Origin of the sequence: Sediminibacillus halophilus (assembly GCF_900103695.1) — a bacterium.
In the GTDB taxonomy this organism is placed as follows: domain Bacteria; phylum Bacillota; class Bacilli; order Bacillales; family Amphibacillaceae; genus Sediminibacillus; species Sediminibacillus halophilus.
Window position 1 is genome coordinate 1,062,889 of sequence record NZ_FNHF01000001.1, and the last position, 21,713, is coordinate 1,084,601.

Here is a 21,713-nt window from a genome sequence, read left to right on the forward strand (position 1 = left end):
AATAATCTAATAGAGTGGGTAACCTTCCAGTTTTTTTAGATAAATCAATAAACGTTCTTCCACCTGTGCCTTCGTACCATAGCGAATTACTTGTTCACGATTTAACACTTTCTCTTTTAACAACTGAAGATGGGTGTAGGACATTGTCAGTAACTTAAGAATACTTCCACGTGTAAATCAACCTGCTTCTGTCTGGAACCTTTTGTATATCCTTCCATAAACCCCTTGGCATTAGCTGCTAACTGAGGAATATGTCGTTTATAGTTACCCTTTCCATATCTTATTGTGTTATAAAAGGTAGGAAACAGGGTTTGGTAGTTGAAACGGTAATTCGCAGCAAGAGATGTCCCGCTATATAGAAGAGGAAAAGGATCGATTATCTTAGCGCCACGTTGAGTAAAAAGAATGTTCTCTGGTGATGTATCCTGATTGGTCAGAACGACTTGTTCCTTATCTACCGAGCGATTTAAAAGGAGCCACTCTGCTTTTTTGATCACTTTTTCTTTGTCAAACTCGTAGGGACTTGCAACCAATCCTTGTAATTCTTCCTCATATTCTCTTGACTCCTCTAACAGAAAAGCATGCAACTCCTTTTCCATCCTGCCTCTGAGCTCACCGTTTTCTCCTTCTTCAAGATAACCTATCCCTTCATAAGGAGGCTTCACCGATTCAAGCCCCCGAAAGAACGTCCCTAACTCTCTTCCGTATTTTTTTGATTCTTCTATTGTTTGTTGACTAAATCCAATCGAACTTCCCATATAGGTCTCCATTGTGTAAGTCATATCCTTCTTTACACAGAACGTGAACCGCTCAGGACATACCCCTTTTTTCACCTTGTTTGCATGCTGGTAAAACGCATGCGTAGCAGTATATTCTTCCCTTAATGCCTTTTCGTTGAAGAGGACTTCTTTTTCATAGGCAATTTTCTTAGGAATACGTAGAACAAGTTGTTCTTCTTCAATCAAATAAGCAAAGTGCCAAGCACCTTCTCCTAATCTATTAATACGTGACTCGCTCGCTATCTCTGGGATTCCCCTCCGTTTCCAGGATATTGTTTATGTGTTCCAACTCTCTCGCAGTTGTTGCAGTAAGAAAAAGCATTTTTAACGAATACTCCTCAACTATTCATTTCAGAAGAAAGCACGAAGGTTATCTGTCAACTAGGATTGCTTCCTTCTCTTCCATTTCACTTTCCGCTTTTTTAATTAAATCCGGCGAGGTATAGATGATTTTTCCAATATAAAAAAAGCCCGCGATCGTAATGCCAGTCATAACCCAGCTAAATGCCTGACGAAGAATGATCCCTTTGTCGAATGCCTCCACACCGTATTCTATAATTAACCAGGCTTTTACCACGGCAAGGACTCCACTCCTCAATGCAAAAACAAGCGTGATCAGCTGAAAAATCAGAAACAGCCGTTTCTGATAATAAAGACATTTACTAAACTTTCGATCATGGCCCTGCAATTCAGCAAGATCCAGACCGAAGTAAAGGGTGATCGGCTTTTTGATAATGATGGAACTGAGAAAAAACAAACTCATAGCTGCAGCATAAAAGACATTGTTCCACAGTAATTGCAGAGAAGAGCCTGCGAGAATATCGATCAACGTCTCAATCATCAACGTAACAAGAATAAAGACACCGAAAAAGTTGATTCGTTTCAATTCGAAAAAGCGATATACACTGTAAATAATCCCCGGGACAGAGGATAGCAGCATAGCATAATAATCTCCGATAAAATCACGGATAAAATGCCAAATAAATAATGGAAATAAAACATAAAAAATAATGTCGAGCAAAACAATATTTTTCTTCATATGTATTCCTCCATGAAGAGAATATCCTGTCCACAACCTCACCTAACTGCCTACAGAATGAGACATGATCTTGCAGTATTGCTCCTATAAGTAAGTTTCTAGCACGATCCGTGCCCTTTCGTCGAGATTTTCCGGAAGTTGATTGGACCTAAAGTATCTCAAGTCAAGCCCCTCCCCATCTTACGACGAGATACTACACGTCTGCCAAGTTAGCTGAAGCCGTGCCCGCGGAAAGCGATGTGCCTTGCCGGAGTGGAGCTTTGCACGCTTCATATGAGAAGGCTAGAACGGTTTACTTTTTTAATCGAAAAATCAAACGAATCGTTCGGTATTTATTTTGATCACGAAGCCTTTGTCCCAGCCTCAAGTTCTATAGTCTTTTTTGCAAGAAATATTGATTAAAACCCTGAGGGTGGTCTTCCAGGACACCGAACACCTGATAGCCCTGCTTTTGATAAAATTCCGGCGCCTGAAAACTGAACGTGTCGAGGAAAATCAACCGGCATCGTTTTTCCTCTGCTAGTTTTTCTGCCTGCTTCAGTAACTGCACCCCATATCCTTTGGAACGATGGCATTCATCCACCCAGAGAAAACCGATATGCAGGTGCTGCCAATACATCGTCCCGGTGATGCCGCCGATGATGTCACCATTCTCTGATGCCGTAAAACAGATGCTCTCCTTCGGGGTTTTAAGCTGATCGGGAAGCTGGCTCATATTATGTTCAATTAATTTTTCTCGTATATAGTCTTTAGCTGACTGATTATCTGTTTTTTCAAGTTTCATTTCCTTCTCCCCTTATTTCATGATTAACATATCGTTCTCATCAAAATCCCAGTTTTCGCCATAGGCAACTTCCCAGTAAAAGCCATTCGGGTCCTGAAAGTAGCCGCTGTAGCCACCCCAGAACACTGTTTGAGGCAGTTTGACGATTGAGGCTCCAGCTCTTGCAGCCATTGCGAATACGTCATCGACTTCCTGTTTCGATTTCCCGTTGTACGCCAGGCTGATTGCAGCAGCTCCTGCATTTAATGCTGGCGGATCCTGTTCATTGATATCCTTTGCCAGCTGTTCCAAAGGAAAAAGCGATATTTTCGTACCCTGGTTTTGGAAAAAAATAACCTCTGGGCTCGATTCCTCTCCATAGACAACGACTTCGAAACCGAGACCATCCCGATAGAAATGCAAAGATTCCACCATATCCTTTACTCCAAGCGTTATCAAATTTAAACGATTCATGCTCTGCACCCTCCTTTATTCTTTCACACCGCTTTCCAAAATAGAAAAAGCCACGTTTTCACAATCAATCTCGGCTCTAGCACCATATGGCAAGATGAATTTCGGTTCGGTATGTCCGAAATTTAGGTTATGAAGAATCGGCAAATTGGTAAGATTATGCTCCTCCATCACTTGACTGATGACTGATTTGTATTCCTCATAATACGTTTCGTCCATCGGTTTTCCAAAGATGATACCTTTCGCCTTCCCCAGTATTCCTTGTGCAGCATAATTGCGCAGCCAGTACTTGATAAAATCTGGTTCCGGTTTTTCCTCAGACGTTTCAAAAAACAAGATGCTGTCTTCCCAATATTCTTCATCCGGCCACAAAATGGTTTGTTTCGCAAATTCCAGAACTTCTATGCAGCCACCGATAAGCCGGCCTTGTACGCGCCCTTTCCCTTGTAAAAGTTCATAGCCAGTGTTTGGACGTAGATTTCTTCGTTTGTGTTTATTTTCTTCTGTCCATTCCAGACGTTCGCTGGTCCACTGCTTTGCCGGTTTAATTTCTCCGATTGGTTCGGCACGGAAGAACGTTCGTTTAATATTCTCAACCGTATAGGCATCCATTTCCACGTTTTCCGCAAAATCTGTCATAATTGCCGGTCCGTAAAAAGATGACACCCCAGCTTTATGACAAAACAAATGTGCCACAGTCACATCAGAATATCCCATCAAAATTTTCGGATTCTGACGGATGACTTCGAAATCTATATATGGCAGCAGTCTTATACTGTCATCTCCGCCGATATTCGCGATAACCGCCTTAATGGTTGGATCCCGAAAAGCAGTCATGATATCTTCCGCTCGTGCTTCAGGATGATGATAAAGAAACGAAGCTCCTTTCAGACTGTGCGGCATTGCCACCACTTCAAGACCGAAAATATCTGCAATTCTGCTAATGCCTTGTTCATATCTCCAACGCAACTCAGGTTCTCCCGCTCCACCCCAAGAAGGACTAATTGTCGCAATCCGGTCACCTGGCTCCAGTTTTTCTGGCTTAATCAACATCTTCATGATCACCTCTTCTATGCTCTACATTACTTATTCGATTTCATCCCGAAAATTCCTTTATATTTGAGTTTTGAGAACTGTGTAATCCTTTCACAAAAGGATAGTTTTAAGTAAAGAAAGTGTATATAAAATGTAACAAATCTTTTTAATTTTCCTTGCTATGGAATAGTTTTTTTCAAAAAACAAATAACTAAGGGCAGAAATTAGTAAAAAAAAGGATGGTTAGTATGGATATAATGGAACTAATACTTCGGGTTTCCATCAGCTTTTTGGTCTTATATGTCCTTACAAGAATAATGGGGAGAAAAGAAATCAGTCAGATGACCTTTTTCAATTTCGTTTCAGCTATCGCAATCGGTTCGATAACGGCAAACCTTGTTGCCAATCAAAACTTCAGCCTGCGAAACGGCGTTTTGGCTCTGGTCGGATGGGCGGCCTTTACCCTGATTTTGGACTTAATTGATATCAAGTCCAAACGAGCTAGAAAAGTGGTGACTGGCAGCCCGATCACAGTCGTCAAAGAGGGAAAAATCATTGAAGATGCTATGCAGCAAAGCAGACTGGACTTGGACTCATTAAAAGCCATGTTAAGAGAGAAGAATGTTTTTTCCTTAAAGGATGTCGACTATGCCGTCTTTGAAACAAACGGAAAGCTTTCCGTTATGAAAAAACAAGACAAACAATCAGTAACCAAAAATGATATGATGGTCGGTAGTCAACAAACTACTTATCCGATAGCTACCGAAGTTATAACAGACGGAAGAATTCTTTCCAAAAACCTGGCTAAGCTGGATTTGGATAACGCTTGGCTGGAGCAGCAGCTTCAGCAAGCCGGTGTTGATTCCGTTAAGGATGTCTTTTACGCAGAAGTACAGCAAGACGGTTCTCTATTTATCGACAGCAAAGATAATTTACTACATTAAAAAACAAGAACCGCTTCCTTATAGGATTTATAGCGGTTCTTGTTTTTTAATGTTTCTATACCCCCCGCTTGTTTCCCCATACGAGTGCATGTACCTGTGGGAGGACGCGGACGTGGTTGAGCATGTCAGATTGCATAACCCGATCAATCAGCCACTGATATTTTTCCAATAGTTTGCCTGCCAGACTTGCAGAATCAGCTTCCGCTAAATCGTCATTGCCTACTTGCAAATAAAAATCCACCTTTGGGTAACGTTGATGTACGGCGGAGGCATATTGCAAATCCTTCTCATCAAAAACGACCACTTTCAAACTGGTGTGGGATAGCCTCCCACTGTCAGCCAAACGGTTTATAATGCTGTCGAGCACCTGCCAATTCGTTTTCATCCCAGAACTGGGCGGCTTAGGAGAAATGGTCAAATCATCTATATCGACAAACCATTCCTGCCAGCGGCTACCCTGTGTTTCCAAGGCAACTTCTATCCCTTGTCCATGCAGCTTATCGATCAGTTCACTCAAGTTTTGCAGTAATGCTGGATTGCCTCCGGAAATCGTCACGTGGTCAAATCGGCTGCCGCCTTTTGCCTGCAGCCCTTCCATAACTTCTTCAGCCGACATCATCCTGATGTCTTTCTTGGAGCTGCCATCCCATGTGAAAGCTGAATCACACCACGAACAGCCGTAGTCACAGCCAGCTGTCCTGACAAACATCGTTTTTCTTCCGACAACCATCCCTTCTCCTTGTATAGTTGGACCAAAAATCTCCAATACAGGGAACTTAAACATCTTCCATCCACTCCCTCCGCGCTTCTGCAAAACTTGACGGGGTTTCATACAGCTTTACATACTCAACTCGGAGACTTCGATTATCCAAATCCTTTAGTGCGAAGTCCATTTGCTGATAGACCCAGACGACGATATTTTCCGCTGTTGTATTCATTGCTGGCAGCATTTCATTCAAATAACGATGGTCCAATTTCACCTCTATTTTTTCTTTCCATAATTTTTTTATATCGCCGAAGTCCAGGACCAACCCAATATCATCCGTGAACCCACTGATGCCGAAGACCACCCTGTAGGTATGGCCATGCAGGTTTTTACATTTCCCTTCATAGGCATGTAAATGGTGAGCAGCATCGAAGGTGAACTCCTTGCTTATCAACACCCTTTTCTGATGATACTTCAACTCTTCTTTCTGTATGTCATCACCCAGCTTCTCCAACTTCTCTACAATGGTAAAACCGAAGCCTTCCATCATGCCCTTTCCCCCTCGAGTTTCGCTATGTAGGCATTCAATCCAGCGCTTCGAAGCTTGCATGCAGGGCATTCACCACAGCCATCTGCCCGTACACCATGGTAACAGGTCAACGTTTTTTCCCGGACAAACGCAAATGCGTTCAGTTGATCGGCAAGCTCCCATGTTTCAGCTTTATTTAGCCACATTAATGGCGTATGAATGACAAATTGTTCGTCCATCGATAAATTCAGTGTAACATTCAACGATTTGACGAACACATCCCGGCAATCCGGATAGCCGCTGAAATCTGTCTCACATACCCCAGTTACTACGTGTTTGGCACCAATTTGTTTCGCCATAATCGCTGCAAATGATAAAAACAACAAGTTGCGTCCAGGGACAAACGTGGATGGCAGCCCGCCGTCTTCTCCTTCTGTCACCTCTATATTGGTTCTTGTCAGCGCATTCGGGGCAAGCTGGTTCAATAACGACATATCTAATACCGTATGCTTGATATCCAGGTCGCCAGCAATTTCTCTGGCAACCTCAATCTCCTCTTGATGACGTTGATTATAATCAAACGTCACGGCCTCGACCTCATCAAATCTTTCCATAGCCCAAAACAGGCATGTGGTACTGTCCTGTCCTCCGCTAAACACAACCACCGCTTTGTTTTTTTCCATAAAAAAATTCCCCTTTCCGATTGAAACGAGAATTCTATCTACACATTGATCTGAATCGTTCCCTGTAAAAGAAGACGGAAATACAGGCTCCGCTTTTTCAGGTAATTAAAAAACGAACACAAAAAAACTATACCTAAGAAAGTATAGTCATTCCTTAGTTTTTTATAGAGGGTGTAGCTAGAACCTCTTATTATTTAGTTGCCCCCATATCATAACACGCCTGATGCAAAACAAAAAGTAACTTTTTGATTACGAAATTGGCAGAAAAATGTACAATAGAAAACAGGAAATAAAGGAGGCGGTGACAATGAAATTAACCAATTCTACCCAGTTTATTAAATCTGTTACATGGAACGGCGAAAGGATTCCCGCCACCAATAGGTTTCCTTTTTATTTACCTGCTGTCCGTTCCCTGGAAGAAGTCGATTTTCATCCAACGATCACCATCTTAGTAGGAGAAAACGGCATGGGTAAATCAACCTTATTAGAAGCTGTAGCAATAGCTTATGGATTTAATCCTGAAGGTGGCACCCTTCATTTCAACTTTTCCAGCTATGATTCCCATTCTGAACTTGATCGCTATATCCGATTGGTAAAAGGAGTAAAGCGGCCAACAGACAGTTTTTTCTTCCGTGCAGAAACGTTCTATAATGTTGCGAGCAATATTGAAGAATTGGACAAAGGACCGGGAGGAGGAAAAGTCATTGATGGATTTGGCGGTCGTTCCCTACATAAGCAGTCTCATGGCGAGTCCTTTTTTGCAGCATTCCTTCATCGTTTCCGCGGAAACGGCTTGTATATTCTAGATGAGCCGGAGGCTGCGCTGTCACCATTACGGCAGATGTCCATGCTCGCTCGTATTCATGAGTTAATCGAACAGGGTTCACAATTTATCATTTCCACGCATTCTCCGATTTTGATGGCCTATCCCGGGGCGAAAATCCTTCAATTAACCGAATCGGGAATTGAGGAGGTTCGTTTGGAGGACACCAGCCATTATACAATCATGAAACAGTTTTTTGAGGATAAAGACCGGCTCTTGCATCATTTATTCCAGTAATCTGGGTAACGAGCGGGGGAAAATGAATAACTTGACAAATGCGGCGAAAAATAAAGCAAAAGATGATTGGAGTTGAAAAACCATGTTACAAAAACAAGCCGTAAAAGTTTCCCTTGCATTTGCTGTCATTTTCCTGACGTTACCTATGATAACATTAGCCCAACCCGAATACGCCCAGTGGGGAAATATTGCCTTAGAAGATGCTAAAGCACAGTATCCAGATTATAATGCAACCGATTATGCCTATCAGGGAAAAGTTTTTATTTCTGCTGAAAGAGAGCAATTTAACTTTCTTATTACTCTTGAAGGGGAGGAAACCAAAGAAGTCCGTGTTTATGTCCTGGTAAATCCCCAGACTGAGCAGTTGATTGATGTTTACTTCGATGAGATTGAATAAATCCGGCCCGCGTTTTTTATGAAAAATTCGGGTTGGAAAATGTACTTGTACAATCTTTACTTTTTCATGGCTTCCATCAGTTTGCTTCAATAGAATAAAAGCACGCTTCAATGAAAAGCGTGCTTTTTTATTCCATCCTCTTTTTTTAAACGAGCTCTTCTATATACATCATGCATAAATGGTACTATTCCCGCCATAAAATGTGTTGTGGTAATAGAAAGGACGGATGTATATGGAGATTCATGTGGTCAGGCCGGGGGACACCCTTTGGTCTATTGCATTTGCTTACCAGACAACCATTGAAGCCATTAGGGAAACGAATGGACTGACGAGTGATTTGTTAATGCCTGGACTTGCTTTATACGTTCCAGCTCCTGCAACATTACCGGTACGCTACGTCCGTATTCAACAGGGCGACAGCCTGGCAAAGTTAGCAAGGAAATGGCAGTCTACCATTCCACTCCTGCTCCAGTCCAATCCAAATATCTCTCCAACTAATCTATCAATAGGAAATGTACTGGCAATTCCATCTCCAGTTCGTTACCCAATTCGAACAATCGGTTTTATCGATGCATTCGACCCTGCATCCATTCCTGCAATATTAGAGGAACCGTCTTCTTCCTTGACGTATGGTGCAGTATTCACATATGCCGCACTTCCTGACGGAGGCTTGTCTGAAGTAGAAGATGAAGAACTGATTGAAGAATTAGTTCGCCGTGATATTGATCCATTGATGGTCGTAAGCAACTACGCGGAAGGAACATTCAGCCCTGAACTAGCGGAAAATGTACTGCAGCCAGAAGCCAGGAATAATTTAATCAACAGGATTGTCGAAACAATCGAAGAAAAAGGCTACAAAGGAGTCAGCCTTGACTTTGAATTCATCCCGCCTTCTTCAAGGGAAGCATTCACTACATTTGCCCAGGAGCTGAAAGCTGCTATCGGAAACCTTCTGCTACACATCAATGTATTTGCCAAATCAGAAGATATGCCGGATAATCCGTTTTCTGGCGCCTTTGACTATCTGGCGATAGGAGCAGCGGCAGATTTGGTAACAATATTGACTTATGATTACGGATATACCGAAGGACCACCAGACCCAATTGCGCCTATTGGGTGGGTTGAAGATATCGTCCGTTATGCTGCCAGCTTGATTCCTGAAAGCAAACTTACAATTGCCATTGCTTTGTTTGGCTATGACTGGCCGGGCACTTCTGCTGCTGACACGACCGGGACAGCGACAGCCTTGTCTGCCCTGGCAGCCCAGCAAAAAGCGCTGGATAATTACACAGTCATTGAGTATGATCAGGAAGCCCAGTCCCCTTATTATACTTACACTTCCAATGGGCAGGAACGGACTGTCTGGTTTGAAGACGTCCGAAGCATATCGGTCAAATATCAGCTTTTGGAAGCCTATCAATTGGCAGGCGCAGCCTACTGGAGGATAGGCTATGATTTCCCGCAAAACTGGGCTTATGTAGAAAAAAACATGGCTGTATTAAAGACTATTTGAACCAACCCTTTTCCCGAAAACGGGAAATAGCCTCGATTCGATTGCTGACTTCCAGTTTCTCGAGGATCACGGAAATATAATTACGGACCGTTCCGTTCGTGATAGACAGCTGGTTTGCTATTTCTTTCGTATCTTTTCCGTCCGCCATTAGTTTGATAACCTGTTCTTCCCGATCTGTTAGCGGGTTTGCTTCTGCATAGGCGATATCGATTAATTCCGGCGCATACACCTTGCGGCCGTCGATAATGACGCGGATGGAATTCGCCAATTCCTCACTCGGGCTGTCTTTTAATAAATACCCATACACATCCGCTTTTCGTGCCCGTTCAAAGTAACCCGGTCTGGCAAAGGTCGTTAAGATAATCACTTTGCATGGGTGGGTCTTTAATTCTTCCGCTGCTTCCAAACCACTCTTTACGGGCATTTCGATATCCATAATGCAAATTTCAGGCTGATGTTTCCGGACTAGCGACACGGCTTCTTCTCCATTTTTAGCCATCCCTACCACTTCCATATCTTCTTCCAAATCCAGCAGCGACCCTAAAGCACCGAGCAGCATTTGTTGGTCTTCGGCAATTACTATTCGAATCACATCCATTCCTCCCTTCTCCATTACTGCACAGGATGCGGCACATGTATATGGATCGTTGTGCCAGATGTCGACTCAACGTTCAGACTGCCGTTGACAAATTCAAGCCTCTCCCTCATTCCTTTTAATCCATGCCCACCGAAGGAGGTAATATCGTGTCCCATACCACGGCCATTGTCTTCCACAATGATGTGCCATCCATTTGGCAACTGTTGTATCGTCACTTTACATAAAGTCGCCTGGCTGTGCTTCACTACATTGGTTACCGCTTCTTTCAAGCTCATACTTAATACGTTTTCCACTAAAAGGGGAATATTCCCTAAATCCGGGCTGGTTTCAATATTGAAAGCCATATTCGCTGCATTTAACAATTGGCGTATGTGTGACACTTCTTCCTGTAAATTGGCCGCCCTCATTCCAGAAACCATTTCTCTAACTTCCTTCAAGGCGGTCCGCGCTGTTTGATGGATGTCATTTACTTCTTTTTTTGCGGCTTCAGGCTTGGATGTGATCAATTTTCCAGCTAAATCACTTTTTAGGCCAATCAAGGATAACTTTTGTCCCAATGTATCATGCAAGTCACGCGCAATCCGTTGGCGCTCCTCCATGACCATTAGTTGTGAAATCCTTTTATTCGCATCCTCCAGCTGTCCCTCCAGTTTTTCCTGTTTAATTCGATTATACATGTTGAACGGTAATAATATCACTCCGATTAAACTGATGATGATAAAGGGGAGCTGCGAAAAAAACAAATCGAAATGCAACAAAAAACCAGCCAGAATTGCCGCAATCGTAGTAGTTAAGTGGATGATATAAAGGGTGATAAAACCGCCCTTTCGTTGAATATTACCAATGAAAAAAGCTAAAAAGAGAGCGAAATAAACATAACCAAAAAATAGGGTCATGACGATGCTGATAACCATCTCCACGCTTACCCAGATATAAACCGGCCAGCCGTTTTTAATAAACGACAACCGATAGGAAAGGAAAAACAACAGAATCATCACGATACCGAAGATGATTTCCATCGCACCTGAGGAACGGAAAATAAAGTAAAAAGGCAAAACACAAAAAATAATCCAGACGTAAGAACTAAGACCGGTGTTTTTGGGGATAATGTGGAACCAATTATGCATGATGGTCCTCCTGCTTCTCTAATTTCTACTACTAATTATAAAAAAGTATAGCAAAAACACGCAAGATAGCATATTATCTCTAAACGGAAGTTTATCCTGCAGTTCTACTATAAAATTCATTATATTGTCTGATGATTGCTTCGATCTGCAGTACCAAGTGAAGTACCTACCCGGAATGGAGAATTACTCCATGCTTAAGAGAAAGCAGAAATGGGTATTTATATGCCGGGTTATCCTCAGTAAAATCAAAAATAAACCGAACGAGTTCGAATGCGTGGGATGGCACAGCCTCTTAAAGTTAGGTTTTTCATACTAACTTTTGAGGATAACCACCGAATTCGAATGATCGTTCGGTTTTTTACGATAGCATTCTGTGTTTGTCCCATCTTTGGAACAGAGCACTATTTTTCCTGGAAATCTGGTCTCCGGTTCGTAAGGTTCAGATTCTTTGCAGCTGTCATCCGTCCCTCTCGACTGATGTTTTTTACAGCCTTAAAACTAACAAATGACTTACTTTCTTCATCATACAAACGAAATCGAAGAGATTCCAGACTGGATAGAAAAGTTATCGTCGTTGCCTTTTGCAGTGGCGGAGTGGAGGCATGCGCCTCTTCCAAGTAATAATTAGGAACACGCGGATTCAAATGGTGGACATGATGGAAGCCGATGCTCCCTGTTATCCATTGAATCACTTTCGGCAGTTTATAGTAAGAACTGCCGTCTACAGCAGCCTTTACATAATCCCATTCTGCCTCATTTTCAAAATACGAATCTTCAAATTGATGCTGTACATAAAACAGCCAGATTCCAAGGGCCCCTGATACAAATAAAATAGTTCCTTGAATGATCAGCAGCGCTTCCCATCCAATCCCCCAAAGCAGGAGGCCGTAAATGACAACCAAGGAAGCATTAATCAAATAAGTGTTCAGACGTTCCTTCCGCCGCGCACCTTTACGATTAAACCGGTTATCAATCAAGAATAAAAAAATCGGGCCGAGGCCGAACATGACCAAAGGATTGCGATACAGCCGATAAGTAAGCCTTTGCCAAAAAGAAGCTTGCTTATACTCTTCCACTGTCATCACCCACATATCTCCAGTCCCGCGTTTATCTAAGTTACCACTCGTGGCATGATGAATAGAATGGCTTCGTTTCCACTTTTCAAACGCAAAATGGGTAATGATGCCGGTCAGTGTTCCAAGGATACGGTTCGCTTTTTTGTTTTTGAAAAAAGACTGGTGCGCACAGTCATGAAAGATGATGAACATCCGTACAACAAATCCAGCTGCCACGATTGCCAAAGGAATGGTCAACCAAATCGAAATCGACAGGCTTTGGTAAGCCAAAAACCAAAGAATGAAAAAGGCTGGGATGGTATTCAACAATTGTATAACGCTCGATTTTTTGTTCGCTTTTTCATACGGAGCTACATTTTTTCTCAGTTCTGCTTGTTTTTGTTTACTCATTGTTTTCCTCCTTAAGCATGGTTGTCCATGCTTTTTTTAGGATAAACCATTTGCTTATCTTTAATAGTAGAAGAAAACCATTCCGATAAACAGACACAAACGTCAAGCCCTTCGCATGACATTTGTCATATAGAAGAAAAAAGGCTTTCAGGTAAAAGTAGCCCCGGCCCCGTGTTGGGTTATGATTTCAAAGCAATTTGCTTCATGATAGAATTTTTCATCTAATGGACTCCGTATTTGTTAAATATTTCGCATAGACAGACAGACTGTCGATATCGGTCATATCTTCCGAGAAAAGCGGAACATAAAATAACTTTTTGTTGGAAAAAACGCTTGCGATTTCATCTAGATATGGCTGTTCAATTTGTTTGCGCCTATGATAAAAATCCCCATCAGCAATTTCCGGCAGCACTTTATTGATGACCAATGTGTCTATGTGGATGTGAAAAGGCTCCAGCTGATTAATAGCTTTCTTTGTTTCTTCAATCGGAAGCTTTTCCGGATTTAGTACGAACAGAAAGCCTGTCTCCTCATGATCAAGCAACACCTTACGAGCATGTTCAAACTTTCGCCTTCGCTTCATTAAGACGTCAAATATTGGATCCTCAACTGGGTCACCGTCATTTAACAACTGACTGTAATTTTCATTTGTCTTACGTCTTCTCTCCAACATGCCGTCCATCCACACACCCATTAATTCCGGAAGGCTAAGAAGCCTCACTGTATGACCGGTCGGTGCTGTATCAAAAATAAGAAAATCATAATGTTCCCGCTCCTCCAAAATGATGGATACTATTCGATCAAACAATGCAGCCTCTTCAGCTCCTGGTGACGTTTTTGCCATATCCATCTGCCTGTTCACCTCTTCAACAAGACTTGATTTCACTAATCCCGAAAGGTTATCCTTGACACCTTTAATGTAAGTTTCTGCTTCTTTAACGGCGTCAATTTCTAATACGGATAAACAATCAGTAACTTGTACGCTTTCCGAACCCACTGCACAGTTAAAAATATCTCCAAGGTTATGAGCGGGATCTGTCGATACTAGTAAAACCTGTTTTCCTGCTTCGGCCGCAGCATATGCCAGCGAAGCTGCCGTTGTCGATTTCCCCACTCCGCCTTTGCCACCCACAAATAAAATCGGCTTTTGCAAAAAATCATTCATCGCAGCATCCTCCTATTCAACAACAGCGAATACCGTCCAGCGGTGATTTTTCCATTCCCATCCGCAAATGCCAGTCATGGAATTTTTCCAGCATATAAGGATACAGTTCAAGCGTGTAATAGTATACAGGATTCGGAATACCAACCATTTCTGAATAAAGAAGCAGCATAAATAAATCGTCTTCATCCCGTAATTCACGTGCTACTTCACTGCGATGCGGAAGGCTTAACATTTCGTCGTACCATTGGATCAATGTTTTAAGTTTATCCCTCATCTTTTTTCCTCCTTTCCTTATGAGAAAAAGGGGCAGCAATGTGCCCCTTTTGCAGTAAGGAAATTTTGTTTACCTCATGGACAAGCGCCTCATTCAGGACTCCTTATGTCATTCTTCGTCAAAGTTGAAATGGCAGTGATGATAATCCACACGGCGAATACAAAAATGACTGCACCTAACACAAATAAAAGCATATTTGCATCGGAACCAAACCACGACCATTGAAAAAGCACTTGGTTAAACATAGCAAGCAACGTCATAATCAGCAGGAATACCATCGGAATCAATGTGACCAGAAAGTTCCTGCCCTGCCGTTTCAGCCAGATGGAGATCAGCAACAGGCTGATGCCAGCGAGCAGCTGATTGGACGTCCCGAATAATGGCCATAACAAGTATCCACCGGATCCAAATCCTTTGGAACCTTCCGGCAGCAGAACCAACACAGCACTCAGGATGACAGCAATGCTAGTTGCTACATGCATTCTGGATAATGCCGGGATTTTATATTCGACGCCGAGTTCGGCAATAATATATCGCATCAACCTAACCGATGTGTCCAGTGTTGTTGCTGCAAAGCTGACAACAATAATCGAAACAATCGTGGTGGCGATTCCAGGAGGAATTGCCAGGCCATTCGCCAACTGACTCGCACCTTCGATAAAGTTCCCAAGCCCGGTTGCATTCGCCTGGGCGAAGCTTGAATAAGCTGCCGTGAAATCACCTGCCGAAGGAAACAGGGTAATAACCGCCAAAATCGATACTAACGCAAGTGCCCCTTCGCCAACGGCTCCAAAATATCCGACAAAGCGCGCGTCCGTTTCTTTGTTTAATTGCTTGGAGGAAGTTCCCGAGGAAACCAGTCCATGAAACCCTGAAATAGCACCACAGGCAACCGTTATGAACAAGAGCGGGAACCAGGAGACATCGCTGGCTGCACTTGCTGCTGGGGCGGTCACCTCCGGATTGGTGAATAACAGCCCGAGATATAAAATCGCCATTCCAACTACCAGCTGATGGGAGTTTATATAATCACGGGGCTGCAGTAATTTCCATACAGGAAGTGTGGAAGCGATATAGACGTAAACCATTAAAATCACAATCCAGATCAGAAAAGCGCTGGATACCGCGCCCATTCCAAACAGGCCGGCAGCACCTTCCCCTCCAAAGTACGAAACGACATCAATTTGCAGAAAGTCTATATTGCTAGATAGAATGGCTACACCATACATGACTACCAGGGCGATGATGGATGGCAAAAGCATTTTTGTTTTCCCTTTATAGACAGCATAGCCTATCCAAATCGCCAGCGGGATTTGAATAAATACCGGAATTACACTGGCGGGGTAAGAAATAAATAGGTTCGAGATCACCCAGGCAAAAACGGCGTTGATCATCAAAACTAGTATCAAAATGATAAACAAGAATAGTAGTTTTGCTTTTTTCCCGATTAAACGGTGGGCAAGTGTTCCGATCGACTGCCCTTTATTCCTGACAGACAAAACCAAGGTACCGAAGTCATGGACGCCTGCTGCAAATACGGTTCCAAGCACTACCCACAAAAATGCAGGCAACCAGCCCCAGTATACGGCTATCGCAGGTCCAAGAATCGGTGCAGCCCCTGCGACCGATGTGAAATGATGTCCCCAGACAACATACTTATTAGTTGGAACGAAATCAACTCCATCTTTATATTGATGTGCCGGGGTTACATAATTTGGATCAAGCTGATAAATTTTTTCTGCAACAAACTTTGAGTAAAAACGATAACCAAGAATGAAAATGATGATTCCAATTGCAGCAACTAACAAACTGCTCAATGAAACGCCCTCCCTCATCTTTTTTTAATAGAAGCTTTTTCTTTATCTACTATATGTGTAAGCGTTTACCGAGATGCTAATTTCAGCTTAAAAAAAGATAGAAAGAATTACAAGCAATTTACTTGGATATTCCTCAAGTTCATTTCAATGATAGAGGGTTGATGATTGGTATAAAAGCCATGTCTTTAGCCATCCATCGTAAGAAGAGCGCAGACGTGACGCTGTTTAATGTGTAGTATCCTTTCCAGCAATACTTTGAGGCTTGCTTTTTCATTTGGTCTTATTTTTAATAAGTGTCAAAAAGAGGACGAGCCCTCCCAAAGCAAAGGACAAATACGCAGACTCTTTCAGAAGAAAATAACGGTGAGATATTCTATCAAGGACAAGAGTTTCCGACAAAAAATACAAGCGGTTCCTTCAGAAGGGAATCGCTTGTATTCATCTGCTTTCTCGATTAATCGGAAGGATTGGCATTCATATCATGCCGATTAGTGACACGATGAATATGGAGCGTTAAATAAATAATTTCATCCTTTGTCACATGCCATTCATAGTTTGTCTCAACAAAGACAGCGACCTTTTTACTGCATAAGAACGCTTTGTGGTATTTCTTTTTCACTTGTTCGTATAAAAAGTCATCCGTATTCTCGACAGGAGCCTTTTCCTCTCGCAGCGACCGCAGCGCAAAAAAACGCAAATGGGTCAGAAAGCGTTCATAATTAATTGAGCTTTCATCTAATTCGATTTGAAAATAATACTTGACGATATTCAAGATGTTGTTGACCATCTTTGTCATTTTCACGGTGGCTTCCATGCTCTCCCCTGATAACTGGCTATTTACCAAATGAAGTGCGATAGATCCTGCCTCATCCTCTTCCAGTCTCACACCAATTGATTTTTCTATTAAATCAAGCGATGCCATCGCTACCTGAAATTCCTGTTTATAATATTTTCTGATTTCCCATAACAAGGCATTGGGAAGATGGATCCCCTGCTTATACCTGCTGATGGCAAAACTCAGATGATCGGTCAGTGCAACATAAATATAGTCATCAAGTTTATAAGGAAGCTGTGTTTTAGCATAATCGATGATTTGGTAAGACAAATCAAAGTACTCCTCCGGGATCTCGCTGAGCAATTCGGCGAGTTTGTCTGATACCCCCTGATTTTCCAGTACAAATGTCTTTTCCACTTTGTTTGGCTCAATGGGATCACCAGGCCTTTTTTGAAACGCCAAGCCTCTTCCCATCACAACTATTTCCTGATTATGTTTATTTTCCGTTAATACGACATTATTGTTAAAGACTTTTTTTATTTCCATAATCGATCGCCCTCAATAAGTGAATGATAAAAGAAAAACGCTACTATAATAAAAAAACCTAAATTTGGGCATAAATATCCCTTTCAGAATACTTTACCACAAACTTAGGTTTTGCCTGCCGGACAGTAACAATCCATTTTACTATTAAATTGTTAGCGGTTTCTTTCATTAAAACATAAGCTATAAATGGTGTCAATGATTAATATAAGACAATTGGACTAGAAAGTTCCCCCTTAGTATGCTAAGGGGGAACTAATTCAACCGTTATCTCCTTGTTGGTTCTGCTCAGCTTCCGGTTTGGTGTTTTTAATAAAGAAGGACAAAAGCAATCCTAGCAAGGATAAAAGAGAAACAACAATAAATGCCATATTTGCTCCGTATATATCAGGATGATTGATTTCTGGCCTGTTCTCTGCATTGGAAGCGGAGGTTGTCATAACGGTAACCAGAATAGCGGTGCCGACAGAGGCGGCAATTTGTCGCATTGTATTATCCATGGCAGCACCATGTGGAATTAAACGCTGGGGCAGCTGGTTCAAGCCTGCCGTAGCAATTGGCATCATGACCATTGACAACCCGAACATCCGGATGCTGTACATGATTGTTATAAAGCTAAACGAGGTAGAAGTGTTCAGGTTGGAAAATGCAAAGGAAGAACCCGTAATGATAGTCAATCCAATAATCGCCAGCCAGCGGGCACCCACCTTGTCAAAAATCCTGCCAGTTACTGGTGACATGAACCCGGTAATCAGGGCACCCGGAAGTAAAGCAAGACCTGCCTCAAAAGCACTGAATTCGCGCATATTTTGCATATATAACGGGATGATGGTCTCCACACCAATTAGTCCCATGAATACAATCATCCCTACCATGACAGCGAGTGGAAAAATTGGATATTTAAAGACCCGGAATTCCAGCATCGGATGTTCAAGCCGTAGTTGCCTGCTGATAAATAGAACCAGAGCCAAAACTCCAACTCCGAGCGAGATAAGGGTCAGCGATGCGAACCATCCGTTGTTTCCGGCACTGGTAAATCCATAAAGCAGGCTGCCGAATCCTAACGAGGATAAAATAATCGAAAGGATATCGACTCGCGGTCTGCTTACTTCAGTTACATTTTTCATGGCGAATATAGCCACTACAATGTCAATAATCGCGATCGGCAAAATGATGAAAAACAGTAGCCGCCAGGAATAATGAGAAGTGATCCAGCCAGACAGTGCAGGACCAATTGCAGGAGCAAACGAAATAACCAATCCGATAAGCCCCATTGCTGCTCCGCGCTTGTTAACTGGGAATATCATCAAAAATACTGTCTGCATCAACGGCAGCATGACACCCGCGCCCGCTGACTGAATCACGCGGCCAAGCAATAAAAAAGGAAAGTTAGGTGCAAGCCCGGCAACCAACGTTCCGAACGCAAACACACTCATCGCGGTGATGAATAACTGTCTCGTCGTAAAACGTTCAAGTAAAAACGCACTAACAGGAATCATGATTCCGTTGACAAGCATAAAAACAGTAGTGAGCCACTGTCCTGTGTTTGCCGATATGCCCATTTCTTCCATAATCGGAGGTATGGCGGTAATCATCAATGTTTGGTTAAGAATGGCAATAAAAGCCCCGGCCAGCAGTAAGGTGACAATCGTCGATCTCTTGTTACTGGTTGTAGTCATGTTCTTCTCCCTCTCTTTTTCCAGCCGGGTTGTCCGGTCTGTCATCTGTGTTGTTCCTTGTCTAACAGAATTCACACCTCAATAGATTAACTGATTTCCTAAAGGAATTCTATTATAGAGACTTAAAATTTACGACATTTTTAGAAAGCAAAAGACAGAGGAAATTGACTTAAGACCTCGAGGGGTAGGCGCTGGAGCTGGACATAGAAATGCGAAAGCGCCTTGCTCACCCCCGACAAGCTTAAGACAAGCCTCGACGTGGCGTTTCTTGCCACATAGAGGATTGACTTAAGACCTCGAGGGGGTAGGCGCTGGAGCTGGACAACATCACTCCCATAGATGCTGATTGCTGATATAAAACAAGAAAAACCGAACGAATTGGAATCATCGCTCGGTTTCTTCCTTTGCCACTATGCTTTTGTCATGGCCAAATCAGACAAGTATTCTTTCTCTTTCTCAAGCATGCAATTGTTGAGGACTCTCCTCATCATCCTGGTGCTTTTTTTCTGTCTCTGCCACCACAACAGCACATGCCGCATCTCCCGTCACATTCAATGCCGTCCTCGTCATATCAAGCAGTCGATCGATACCGATAATCAATGCGATGCCCTCGACAGGGAGTGATACCTGGGTCAACACCATTGCAAGCATAATCAGTCCTACTCCTGGCACACCGGCCGTACCAATACTGGCCAGTACAGCCACCAGCACAACCATTAACAATTGAGAAAAAGAAAGATCCACAGCGTAAACCTGAGCGATAAACACCGTTGCAACCCCCTGCATGATTGCCGTCCCGTCCATGTTGATAGTGGAACCTAGCGGCTGTACAAAGCTGCTAATCGATTTGGGGACATTCAAATTCTCTTGTGCCGCTTTCATCGACACCGGCAGTGTGGCACTGCTGCTAGAAGTACTGAACCCTACCGTCATAGCTGGGAAAAATCCTTTTAAGAAATGAACTGGATTCATTTTTCCTAATAAAGATACAGCCGTACCGTACGTAATAACCCCATGAATTACAAGACCTGCAAGGACTACCAGCATATACGAGGCCATTGCTTTGGCTCCATCCAATCCCATTGTTCCAATAGCGGAAGCCAATAAACCGAATGCCCCATATGGTGCGAAGCGCATGATTAAGTTGACCAAAAACATCATAATATCATTGCCTTGCTCAACTAAACGCAATGCTCCTTCGGTCTTTTTACCAAGCATCGCCAATGCAAATCCAATAAAAATAGAAAAGGCGATAATTTGCAGCATGTTTCCTTCCGCCATCGACTGAATGGGATTAGCCGGGATAATATTCGTGAAAGTTTCCACCACAGTCGGCGCTTCGCTGCTTTCAAAGCTTGCTCCGGTTGTATCAATTCCAGTTTTTCCCGGCTGGAATAAATAAGCAAGAGCCATAGCGATGGTAATGGCAATCGTCGTTGTTGCCAGAAAAAACGCCACGGTCTTTCCACCAATACGGCCAAGCTTTTTAGGATCCCCTAATGAAGCAGTACCGAGAACAATGGAAAAAAACACAATCGGAACAACAAGCATTTTGATTAAATTCAAGAACAGGGTGCCAAGTAAGCTGAATACATAGTTATCAAGCGTTTCAAACAAGCTCGGTGCAGAAAAATGCAAAATAAGTCCTACTACAGCACCGAGCAACAGGCCAATGAAAATCTTGGTAGTCAACTTCATTCTATCTCCTCCTCTTTTGAAAGCGCTTTCTTAAATCAAGGTATGCACGTTTTTCTTAAATTATCCGAATATTTTTAAAATAATTCGCAATAAAAAACCTTTACCATACTTAGAAGCAAATGGTAAAGGTTTTTGGATAACTTATCGACTCGATTGTTATTTTCTTTTTGGATAAACGGTAACCATTTGATATAGAATCAAATAAAGGCCAATAATCAACAGCAAAAGCAGGATACCGTTTCCCCAGCCTGCCAATTTTATCCCGGTATAAACAATAAGCGGCAGTGTCAACGCAAAAGCAGTCATTTTCCATAGATGCTGAAAAGCGAGCTTCCTGTGCAGCAAACGTGCCATAAGCAGAGCCCCAGCAGCCAGGGTGGAAATAACCACCAACCCGGTAAAAATGACATACATCGGATAAAAAGTGATACTCTGCAAGATGAATACACTCCGCAAGTCACTGTCCAATAAAAGGTTTTCTTGAAAGGCCAAAGCATAGCCTTCCGGTAAATATAAAACAAAAATCAATAAAAAGATATATACCAAGGTATCCCGCATGCTTACTCTGTTAAGCCAGAACACAGCCTGCTTTTTCGGCAATGCGATGCTGTTTTTGAATATTTTTATCAATTCCACGTTTTTCAACTCCTGC

The 21,713-nt window shown here is 42.6% G+C and carries 22 protein-coding genes and 1 riboswitch; of the genes, 4 read left to right on the plus strand and 18 right to left on the minus strand.

Annotated features, from left to right (window positions below; genetic code table 11):
• Positions 1-146 precede the first annotated feature (146 nt).
• The 5 genes from BLR82_RS05460 to BLR82_RS05480 all read right to left on the minus strand — a co-directional run bounded on the left by BLR82_RS05460 (position 147) and on the right by BLR82_RS05480 (position 4,105).
• Positions 147-965: a hypothetical protein gene (locus BLR82_RS05460; protein WP_074597948.1), complete on the minus strand. Its 819-nt coding sequence runs from the start codon at positions 963-965 to the stop codon at positions 147-149.
• 184 nt (positions 966-1,149) lie between these two features.
• A complete protein-coding gene (locus tag BLR82_RS05465) occupies positions 1,150-1,818 on the minus strand; it encodes a VC0807 family protein (protein ID WP_074597949.1) in 669 nt (222 codons plus the stop codon).
• Between the two features lie 370 nt (positions 1,819-2,188).
• A complete protein-coding gene (locus BLR82_RS05470) occupies positions 2,189-2,602 on the minus strand; it encodes a GNAT family N-acetyltransferase (RefSeq protein ID WP_074597950.1) in 414 nt (137 codons plus the stop codon).
• Between the two features lie 12 nt (positions 2,603-2,614).
• Positions 2,615-3,055: a VOC family protein gene (locus BLR82_RS05475; RefSeq protein WP_074597951.1), complete on the minus strand. Its 441-nt coding sequence runs from the start codon at positions 3,053-3,055 to the stop codon at positions 2,615-2,617.
• A gap of 15 nt (positions 3,056-3,070) precedes the next feature.
• On the minus strand, positions 3,071-4,105 hold the full coding sequence (locus BLR82_RS05480; RefSeq protein ID WP_074598284.1) for a S66 family peptidase: 1,035 nt from the start codon (positions 4,103-4,105) through the stop codon (positions 3,071-3,073).
• Between the two features lie 230 nt (positions 4,106-4,335).
• Between BLR82_RS05480 and BLR82_RS05485 the strand changes: the two genes are divergently transcribed.
• Complete coding sequence (locus BLR82_RS05485; protein WP_074597952.1) at positions 4,336-5,031, plus strand: DUF421 domain-containing protein; 696 nt, start codon at positions 4,336-4,338, stop codon at positions 5,029-5,031.
• Between the two features lie 55 nt (positions 5,032-5,086).
• Here BLR82_RS05485 and queE read toward each other — a convergent pair whose 3' ends face one another.
• The 3 genes from queE to queC are packed head-to-tail and all read right to left on the minus strand — an operon-like array spanning position 5,087 to position 6,949.
• Positions 5,087-5,815 (minus strand): 7-carboxy-7-deazaguanine synthase QueE, encoded by a 729-nt coding sequence (gene queE, locus BLR82_RS05490; RefSeq protein ID WP_074597953.1) that lies wholly within the window; start codon positions 5,813-5,815, stop codon positions 5,087-5,089.
• Positions 5,808-6,287, minus strand: coding sequence for a 6-carboxytetrahydropterin synthase QueD (gene queD / locus BLR82_RS05495; protein WP_139186892.1), 480 nt, complete (start codon positions 6,285-6,287; stop codon positions 5,808-5,810). The genes queE and queD overlap by 8 nt, the downstream gene beginning before the upstream one ends.
• Positions 6,284-6,949, minus strand: a complete 666-nt coding sequence (queC, locus tag BLR82_RS05500) for a 7-cyano-7-deazaguanine synthase QueC (RefSeq protein ID WP_074597954.1) — start codon at positions 6,947-6,949, stop codon at positions 6,284-6,286. Before queC ends, queD begins: the two co-directional genes overlap by 4 nt.
• A gap of 148 nt (positions 6,950-7,097) precedes the next feature.
• Positions 7,098-7,142: riboswitch (PreQ1 riboswitch) on the minus strand.
• A gap of 114 nt (positions 7,143-7,256) precedes the next feature.
• Here queC and BLR82_RS05505 point away from each other — a divergent pair.
• The 3 genes from BLR82_RS05505 to BLR82_RS05515 all read left to right on the plus strand — a co-directional run bounded on the left by BLR82_RS05505 (position 7,257) and on the right by BLR82_RS05515 (position 9,919).
• Complete coding sequence (locus BLR82_RS05505) at positions 7,257-8,009, plus strand: AAA family ATPase (protein ID WP_074597955.1); 753 nt, start codon at positions 7,257-7,259, stop codon at positions 8,007-8,009.
• 82 nt (positions 8,010-8,091) lie between these two features.
• The gene (locus BLR82_RS05510) at positions 8,092-8,406 is read left to right on the plus strand and encodes a DUF3889 domain-containing protein (protein WP_074597956.1); all 315 of its coding nucleotides are present in this window, start codon (positions 8,092-8,094) and stop codon (positions 8,404-8,406) included.
• A 232-nt stretch (positions 8,407-8,638) separates the two neighbouring features.
• A complete protein-coding gene (locus tag BLR82_RS05515) occupies positions 8,639-9,919 on the plus strand; it encodes a glycosyl hydrolase family 18 protein (RefSeq protein WP_074597957.1) in 1,281 nt (426 codons plus the stop codon).
• Here BLR82_RS05515 and BLR82_RS05520 read toward each other — a convergent pair.
• From BLR82_RS05520 to BLR82_RS05565, 10 genes are all read right to left on the minus strand, one after another.
• Entirely contained in the window at positions 9,912-10,511 is a 600-nt protein-coding gene (locus BLR82_RS05520) for a response regulator transcription factor (RefSeq protein WP_074598286.1), read from the minus strand. The genes BLR82_RS05515 and BLR82_RS05520 overlap by 8 nt on opposite strands.
• Positions 10,512-10,531: 20 nt before the next feature.
• Complete coding sequence (locus tag BLR82_RS05525; protein WP_074597958.1) at positions 10,532-11,644, minus strand: sensor histidine kinase; 1,113 nt, start codon at positions 11,642-11,644, stop codon at positions 10,532-10,534.
• Between the two features lie 401 nt (positions 11,645-12,045).
• Positions 12,046-13,110 (minus strand): Delta(5) desaturase DesA, encoded by a 1,065-nt coding sequence (gene desA / locus BLR82_RS05530; RefSeq protein ID WP_074597959.1) that lies wholly within the window; start codon positions 13,108-13,110, stop codon positions 12,046-12,048.
• Positions 13,111-13,327: 217 nt separating this feature from the next.
• On the minus strand, positions 13,328-14,275 hold the full coding sequence (locus tag BLR82_RS05535) for an ArsA family ATPase (RefSeq protein WP_074597960.1): 948 nt from the start codon (positions 14,273-14,275) through the stop codon (positions 13,328-13,330).
• Positions 14,276-14,291: 16 nt separating this feature from the next.
• Positions 14,292-14,549 carry a cory-CC-star protein gene (locus tag BLR82_RS05540; protein WP_074597961.1) on the minus strand — a complete coding sequence of 86 codons (258 nt, stop codon included), beginning with the start codon at positions 14,547-14,549 and terminating at the stop codon, positions 14,292-14,294.
• Between the two features lie 89 nt (positions 14,550-14,638).
• The gene (locus BLR82_RS05545) at positions 14,639-16,366 is read right to left on the minus strand and encodes a carbon starvation CstA family protein (protein ID WP_074597962.1); all 1,728 of its coding nucleotides are present in this window, start codon (positions 16,364-16,366) and stop codon (positions 14,639-14,641) included.
• 454 nt (positions 16,367-16,820) lie between these two features.
• On the minus strand, positions 16,821-17,687 hold the full coding sequence (licT, locus tag BLR82_RS05550) for a BglG family transcription antiterminator LicT (protein ID WP_074597963.1): 867 nt from the start codon (positions 17,685-17,687) through the stop codon (positions 16,821-16,823).
• A 257-nt stretch (positions 17,688-17,944) separates the two neighbouring features.
• Positions 17,945-19,363, minus strand: coding sequence for a DHA2 family efflux MFS transporter permease subunit (locus BLR82_RS05555; RefSeq protein ID WP_074598287.1), 1,419 nt, complete (start codon positions 19,361-19,363; stop codon positions 17,945-17,947).
• A 456-nt stretch (positions 19,364-19,819) separates the two neighbouring features.
• Positions 19,820-21,061, minus strand: coding sequence for a dicarboxylate/amino acid:cation symporter (locus BLR82_RS05560; protein ID WP_074597964.1), 1,242 nt, complete (start codon positions 21,059-21,061; stop codon positions 19,820-19,822).
• A 156-nt stretch (positions 21,062-21,217) separates the two neighbouring features.
• Positions 21,218-21,697, minus strand: a complete 480-nt coding sequence (locus BLR82_RS05565; protein WP_074597965.1) for a DUF1189 family protein — start codon at positions 21,695-21,697, stop codon at positions 21,218-21,220.
• Positions 21,698-21,713 lie beyond the last annotated feature (16 nt).

Bases quoted from the DNA above. Each gene is read 5' to 3' on its own strand.
- desA (WP_074597959.1), bottom strand. From the start codon at position 13,110: ATGAGTAAACAAAAACAAGCAGAACTGAGAAAAAATGTAGCTCCGTAT.
- licT (WP_074597963.1), bottom strand. From the start codon at position 17,687: ATGGAAATAAAAAAAGTCTTTAACAATAATGTCGTATTAACGGAAAAT.
- queE (WP_074597953.1), bottom strand. From the start codon at position 5,815: ATGTTTAAGTTCCCTGTATTGGAGATTTTTGGTCCAACTATACAAGGA.
- BLR82_RS05505 (WP_074597955.1), top strand. From the start codon at position 7,257: ATGAAATTAACCAATTCTACCCAGTTTATTAAATCTGTTACATGGAAC.
- BLR82_RS05525 (WP_074597958.1), bottom strand. From the start codon at position 11,644: ATGCATAATTGGTTCCACATTATCCCCAAAAACACCGGTCTTAGTTCT.
- BLR82_RS05480 (WP_074598284.1), bottom strand. From the start codon at position 4,105: ATGTTGATTAAGCCAGAAAAACTGGAGCCAGGTGACCGGATTGCGACA.
- BLR82_RS05560 (WP_074597964.1), bottom strand. From the start codon at position 21,061: ATGAAGTTGACTACCAAGATTTTCATTGGCCTGTTGCTCGGTGCTGTA.
- BLR82_RS05465 (WP_074597949.1), bottom strand. From the start codon at position 1,818: ATGAAGAAAAATATTGTTTTGCTCGACATTATTTTTTATGTTTTATTT.
- BLR82_RS05470 (WP_074597950.1), bottom strand. From the start codon at position 2,602: ATGAAACTTGAAAAAACAGATAATCAGTCAGCTAAAGACTATATACGA.
- BLR82_RS05515 (WP_074597957.1), top strand. From the start codon at position 8,639: ATGGAGATTCATGTGGTCAGGCCGGGGGACACCCTTTGGTCTATTGCA.
- queC (WP_074597954.1), bottom strand. From the start codon at position 6,949: ATGGAAAAAAACAAAGCGGTGGTTGTGTTTAGCGGAGGACAGGACAGT.
- BLR82_RS05485 (WP_074597952.1), top strand. From the start codon at position 4,336: ATGGATATAATGGAACTAATACTTCGGGTTTCCATCAGCTTTTTGGTC.
- BLR82_RS05475 (WP_074597951.1), bottom strand. From the start codon at position 3,055: ATGAATCGTTTAAATTTGATAACGCTTGGAGTAAAGGATATGGTGGAA.
- BLR82_RS05535 (WP_074597960.1), bottom strand. From the start codon at position 14,275: ATGAATGATTTTTTGCAAAAGCCGATTTTATTTGTGGGTGGCAAAGGC.
- BLR82_RS05510 (WP_074597956.1), top strand. From the start codon at position 8,092: ATGTTACAAAAACAAGCCGTAAAAGTTTCCCTTGCATTTGCTGTCATT.
- queD (WP_139186892.1), bottom strand. From the start codon at position 6,287: ATGATGGAAGGCTTCGGTTTTACCATTGTAGAGAAGTTGGAGAAGCTG.
- BLR82_RS05540 (WP_074597961.1), bottom strand. From the start codon at position 14,549: ATGAGGGATAAACTTAAAACATTGATCCAATGGTACGACGAAATGTTA.
- BLR82_RS05555 (WP_074598287.1), bottom strand. From the start codon at position 19,363: ATGACTACAACCAGTAACAAGAGATCGACGATTGTCACCTTACTGCTG.